Raw genomic sequence first — 5488 nt, 5'->3', positions numbered from 1 at the left:
CCGCCCCCGCCCCCCCCCCCCCCCCCCGCCCCCGCCCCGCGCGCCCCCCCCGCCCCCCCCGCCCCCCCCCCCCCCCCCCCCCGCGGGGGGGGGCGCCCCCCCCCCCCCCCCCCCCCCTGCCCCCTGGCGGCCGGGCAGTGGCCGACAGGAGAGGTGACACTGCCGGTTCGGCGCGGAGTGTCACCGGAACCCGAGTGGCGAGGGACCACACCTCGGGTTGTTTCCTCGCCCGTCCGACGACGGGGGATTCATCGCTACCGGTCTATCGCCGGTCTTCGCGGGTCCGCAATACCGCACCTTCGGGTACGGGCTGGACCTCGCCGTTCTTCAAGATGATCACGCCCGGACTGCCCGCAGGCAGCTGGTACCCGGGCAGATCCCGCTCGATGTTCTCCCGCAGGATCACTCGGTCGATATCGGTCCGCTCCTGTCCGTTGATGATGATCTTCTTCTCACCCGGCCCCGGATGGGCACTGGCCGTACCCGCTCCGGCAACGGCCGCACCCGCTACCCCGATCCCGCACACCACAGCCGCGAAGGCTCTGCTAGCCGGCTTCAGCTTCACCATGGATCTCCTTGTCGCACCGTATTTTTCGCCGATCCCGCGACCGGCTTTCCGACGTCTGCGACGCTACTTCGCCTACCTGTGTGCCAGCTGCAAGCCCAGCTGGGAGTCAGCTGGGAACCGGCGGATTCACCGCGATCCGCGGCGGCTCAGCCGCAGCAGAACGGATCGTCGCACGGCTGCCCGGCTTCGCTGCCGTACACCACGAACTCGCTCAGGGGTGCCAGCAGGCTGTCGGCGGTCCACGGGTCCAGCGGCGGCACCGACGCCGGCGCGAGAACACCCCAGCTCGGCGGCGCATCGTTGAGGTCGTACCGGGCCGCGCCGTCGATGAACAACGTCCACAGATCGTGGTCGGGGAACGGGTTGAGCCGCAACACCCACCACTGCCCGCCGACCCGGGCGGCCAGCGGGAACCTCCCGCTGCCCGTACGCCACCACCGCGGCCGGGCCGGCGAAATCCGTCGCACCATCATCCGAGTATCGGATACCGATCCGGCCCGCCGGTGACGCATCCGGCGTGGCCGGTTGCCGGCGGTCAGTCGTTGCGTTTCTTCAGAATGAGCGCAACCTCGATGGCCTGCCCGGAACCGAAGCTCGGGGCAAGGGTACCGACCGCTTCCCAGCCCTTCCGGCCCAAGTCGTTGAGGTCCTGTTCCATCTTGCCGTAGTCGAAGCCCTTCATGCCGAGCTTGTACTTCAGCACCTTGTGTTCCCACTGTGCGGCCATTCGTCGCTCTCCTCGGGGTTGTTCGTGCGGGCTTTCCGGCGCAGACCCGCCCGGTGCACCAGTAGAAACTATGCCGGTACGGCACGGTCAAATGCCGGGCCGTACGCTGACCCGCGCGACCACGCTGATCGCCCGGCCGGTGGATCCCGTGGACAGCGCGGTCTGTCCGACGGCGCGGATTACCCCCGTTCGGGGGTGTGCACGGACTGGTGACCTGTATCACTATTGCCTCGGGCCGCAGGCGCGGCGAATAAAGCCCACGGCCCCGTTCAGAGGTACCCGGCGGGTGCAGGGAAAGGACCGGTGATGAGTACACCTCAGCAGAGCTACGCCTCCGGCGCGTGGAATGTTCCGTTGCTCGGGGACACGATCGGGGACAATTTCGATCGCACGGTGGCCGCCTTCCCGGACAACGATGCGCTGGTGGATGTGGCCGGTGGCCACCGGTGGAGCTACCGCGAACTCGCCGGGGAGGTCGATGCGCTCGCGGCGGGCTTGCTGGCGGCGGGTATCGGCAAAGGGGACCGGGTCGGAATCTGGGCGCCCAACTGTCCCGAATGGGTTTTCGTGCAGTACGCGACCGCGAAGATCGGCGCCGTCCTGGTCACCGTGAACCCCGCGTACCGGGCGCACGAACTGGAGTACGTGCTGCGGCAGGCCGGTATCCGGATGGTGATCGCGGCGGCCTCGTTCAAGACCTCGGACTACGCCGCCGTACTCGCGGAGGTGCGCCCGGCGTGCCCGGCGCTGGAACAGGTCGTTCTGCTCGGCGGCGCGGACTGGTCGGGGTTACTGGAGTCGGGTCGCGCCGCCGACCCGGCCGGCCTCGCGGCGGCACAGGCCGGATTGTCCGCGGACGACCCCATCAACATCCAATACACCTCGGGCACAACAGGTTTCCCCAAGGGGGCGACCCTGAGCCATCACAATATCCTCAACAACGGTTTCTTCGTCGGTGAGATCTGCGGTTACTCCGATCAGGACCGGGTCTGTATCCCGGTCCCCTTCTATCACTGTTTCGGCATGGTCATGGGCAATCTGGCCTGTACGAGTCACGGGGCGACGATGGTGATCCCGGCGCCGGCGTTCGACCCCGCCGCCACCCTCGCCGCGGTCGAGGCCGAGCGCTGCACCTCGCTGTACGGGGTGCCGACCATGTTCATCGCCGAACTCGCCGACCCCGGATTCGGCGACTACCGGTTGTCGACCCTGCGCACCGGGATCATGGCGGGATCGCCGTGCCCGGTGGAGGTGATGAAGCAGGTCATCGAGCGGATGGGAATGCGCGAGGTGACCATCTGTTACGGCATGACCGAGACGTCACCGGTCTCGACCCAGACGAGGGCCGGCGACAGTATCGACCAGCGCACGGCGACGGTCGGGCGGGTCGGCCCGCATCTGGAGATCAAGATCGTCGACCCGGCAACCGGCCGGACGCTGCCGCGCGGCGAGCCGGGTGAGGTGTGCACGCGCGGCTATTCGGTGATGCTCGGCTACTGGGCGGATCCGGAGAAAACCGCCGAGGTGATCGACGCGGCCCGCTGGATGCACACCGGCGATCTCGGGGTGATGGACGACGACGGCTACGTCGCCATCACCGGGCGGATCAAAGATATGGTGATCCGGGGTGGCGAGAACATCTACCCGCGCGAAATCGAGGAGTTCCTCTATACCCACCCCGATATCCTCGATGCCCAGGTGATCGGTGTTCCCGACCCGAAATACGGCGAAGAGCTGATGGCCTGGATCCGGATGCGGGAGGGTGCCCCGGCACTCGGCACGGCGGCGGTCCGGCAGTTCTGCGAGGGGCGGCTCGCGCATTACAAGATCCCCCGCTATGTGCACGTGGTCGACGAATTCCCGATGACCGTCACCGGGAAGGTCCGCAAGGTCGAGATGCGCAAGCAGGCCCTGGCACTGCTCGAGGATCTGCCGGCGGACTCCGGGAACCGCTGAGAGCAGTCCGAGCAGCAATCGTCCGCGCTATCGCCGAGCCGCATCGGCCCGGCGATAGCGCGAGCGTTCAGGCGGGAGTGCCGAAGGATTCCAGGATCGTGCCGATCCGGTCGCGGGCGGCGACCGCCATCTCCGGATGAGTGGTTTCGTACAGCTTCCCCGATTCCACCGCGGCGAGGATGATTTCCGCCGCCTGCGGGGCGGGGAGCATTTCCTTCGCCATGTCGGCTACCGCTTCCATCATCGGCGCCAGCGCGGCCCGGACATCGGGGGGCAACGCGTCCGTTTCCGGCGCCGCACCCTCCGGCGGACCGGCGAGTTCGGCGAGACCTCGGAACATCCGGGTATCCACCGGGCCCGGGCACACCACGGTGACCCCGACATTCGGAGCGAAAAGCTCCAGTTCACCCCGCAGCGATTCCGAGATCGAGATGATCGCGGCCTTACTTGCCGCGTACGGTGCGCCGAGCAGGCCGACCGTCAGCCCGGCCAAGGAGGCCGTGTTCACGATATGCCCCTGCCCGGCGGCGATCAGATGCGGTGTGAAGACATGGATCCCGTTCACCACACCGCCGACGTTCACCGCCCAGACCCGGTTCCACTCGGCAGGAGCGATATCCCAGCTCGGCCCGCCCGCGCCCATACCGGCATTGTTGACAACCAGGTCCACCCGCCCGAATTCGGCAAGCGTTCGCTCGGCGAGGGCACGCACCTGCTCGATATCGGCGACATCGGTGGGCACGGCGATCACCGAGCCGCCCAGTTGGGCAGCGGTTTCCGTCAGCGTTTCGGTCTCGATATCGGCCACGACCACCCGCAGCCCGCGCCGGACGAGCGCGGCCGCCACTGCCGCACCGATCCCGTTCGCGGCACCGGTGACCACGGCGACCTGCCCGGCTTCCAGCTTCATATGCCCTCCGATTTCCTGCCCACCCCGATGGCGGGCGCTATCACCATCGTCCAGGCCGCCTGCACCGGGCGCATCGGCCTTCGGATCGACGCCCGCCTCAACCCTGAGTATCAGGGGTGATCGCCCGGCGTCGAGGGCGGCAGCCACGGAGAGGCGGGCGGTCTCACCCGGCAGCGGCCGAGAGCAGCCGCTCAGCGCCGCAGGGCAACGGATTCCTGTCCGGCGCAGTCGCTTTCCGGCGGTGGCGTCGGTCCCGGAGTTCGGGGTACAAGCTCTCCGACACCTCACGGGCCACCTCGGCCACCAGCGGCGCCACGGTGTTCAACCGCACGATATCGGCCTCACCGCACAGCGAGACCGCGGCGACGGGGCCCTCGCCACCGCGTACCGCGGCCCCGACACAGGCGATGCCGTCGACAGACTCGTTGCGTTCGAAGGCGAGGCCGCGGCGCAACCGGATTCGGTTGAGTTCATGATGCAAAGCTGTCCGGTCGGTGATCGTGCGGTCGGTGCGCGGCAGGAGGGCCGAGCCGTAGAGCCCGTCGACCACCTCCGGTTTCAGCCACGCCAGAATGGCTTTCCCGCCCGCGGTGCAGTATGCGGGGACACGCCCGCCGACCCGGGAGGGAACGTGGGTGGCGAACCGGCCGCCGATCTTGTCGAGGTACAGGCTGTCGCCGTGGTCGAGTACGGTCAGGTGCACCACCATACCGGTCCGCAGCTGCAATTCGTGCAGTAGCGGTGCCGCCGCCGCCCGGATCCGGCCGTACTCGTCGCCCCCGCCGAAGCCCGTGGCACGGCGGCCCAGCCCGTAGCCCCCGGACGTGTGCTCGACCCAGCCGGTCCGCACCAGCTGGTCCAGGATTCGGTAGACGGTGGAGCGGGGTATCCGTGCCCGGCCGGCGACCTCGGCGAGCGACAACCGCGACCCGCGGCCGTCGAAAGCATCCAGGATCCGGGTCATCCGCTCGACCATGGACATCGGCACATCCGATTCCGGACCGGGCTCGGTCGTGGCGTTTTCCGAATCAATGAGATCCACGGATTCCTCCGTAAGGGCTGGTCAAGCGTTCTTATCGGCTAAGAACTGAAATTCATTCTGGTGCCAGAGTAACACCGCCGACGACCGTGAACCGGAAAACGGGGAACGCGGGCAGGACAGCCTCGACCGGCCACGGCGGCCGGCCGCTTCCGTGGGCGGGCCGCGGGGGGGCGGCCCCCCGCCGACCCCCCGCCCGGGCAGAACCCCCCGCGGCGGCGAACCGCCCCACCCCCACCCCCCCCAAGAGACAAAACCACGGCGACGCGGGCGGCGCGCGGCGGCGGC

The 5488-nt window shown here is 68.8% G+C and carries 6 protein-coding genes; 1 reads left to right on the top strand and 5 read right to left on the bottom strand.

Translation table 11 applies throughout. The features are described from left to right. Positions 1–262: 262 nt before the first annotated feature. From QH276_RS26595 to QH276_RS26585, 3 genes are all read right to left on the bottom strand, one after another. Positions 263–568 carry a hypothetical protein gene (locus tag QH276_RS26595; RefSeq protein ID WP_280398407.1) on the bottom strand — a complete coding sequence of 102 codons (306 nt, stop codon included), beginning with the start codon at positions 566–568 and terminating at the stop codon, positions 263–265. Between the two features lie 146 nt (positions 569–714). Next, on the bottom strand, positions 715–1041 hold the full coding sequence (locus QH276_RS26590; protein WP_280398408.1) for a hypothetical protein: 327 nt from the start codon (positions 1039–1041) through the stop codon (positions 715–717). Positions 1042–1103: 62 nt separating this feature from the next. Next, complete coding sequence (locus QH276_RS26585; protein ID WP_280398409.1) at positions 1104–1295, bottom strand: DUF4177 domain-containing protein; 192 nt, start codon at positions 1293–1295, stop codon at positions 1104–1106. A 306-nt stretch (positions 1296–1601) separates the two neighbouring features. Between QH276_RS26585 and QH276_RS26580 the strand changes: the two genes are divergently transcribed. Further along, positions 1602–3251 (top strand): AMP-binding protein, encoded by a 1650-nt coding sequence (locus tag QH276_RS26580; protein WP_280398410.1) that lies wholly within the window; start codon positions 1602–1604, stop codon positions 3249–3251. A 67-nt stretch (positions 3252–3318) separates the two neighbouring features. Here QH276_RS26580 and QH276_RS26575 read toward each other — a convergent pair whose 3' ends face one another. Both QH276_RS26575 and QH276_RS26570 read right to left on the bottom strand, forming a co-directional pair. Continuing rightward, complete coding sequence (locus tag QH276_RS26575; protein WP_280398411.1) at positions 3319–4161, bottom strand: SDR family oxidoreductase; 843 nt, start codon at positions 4159–4161, stop codon at positions 3319–3321. 163 nt (positions 4162–4324) lie between these two features. Then, positions 4325–5203, bottom strand: a complete 879-nt coding sequence (locus QH276_RS26570) for an IclR family transcriptional regulator (RefSeq protein WP_280398412.1) — start codon at positions 5201–5203, stop codon at positions 4325–4327. Positions 5204–5488: the final 285 nt, after the last annotated feature.

It is taken from the genome of Nocardia carnea (assembly GCF_029869215.1).
Lineage (GTDB): Bacteria > Actinomycetota > Actinomycetes > Mycobacteriales > Mycobacteriaceae > Nocardia > Nocardia carnea_B.
The sequence above is the reverse complement of the archived record's forward strand: the minus strand, read 5'-3'. Positions and strand labels throughout refer to the sequence as shown.

Bases quoted from the DNA above. Each gene is read 5' to 3' on its own strand.
- QH276_RS26590 (WP_280398408.1), bottom strand. From the start codon at position 1,041: ATGATGGTGCGACGGATTTCGCCGGCCCGGCCGCGGTGGTGGCGTACG.
- QH276_RS26585 (WP_280398409.1), bottom strand. From the start codon at position 1,295: ATGGCCGCACAGTGGGAACACAAGGTGCTGAAGTACAAGCTCGGCATG.
- QH276_RS26580 (WP_280398410.1), top strand. From the start codon at position 1,602: ATGAGTACACCTCAGCAGAGCTACGCCTCCGGCGCGTGGAATGTTCCG.
- QH276_RS26575 (WP_280398411.1), bottom strand. From the start codon at position 4,161: ATGAAGCTGGAAGCCGGGCAGGTCGCCGTGGTCACCGGTGCCGCGAAC.
- QH276_RS26595 (WP_280398407.1), bottom strand. From the start codon at position 568: ATGGTGAAGCTGAAGCCGGCTAGCAGAGCCTTCGCGGCTGTGGTGTGC.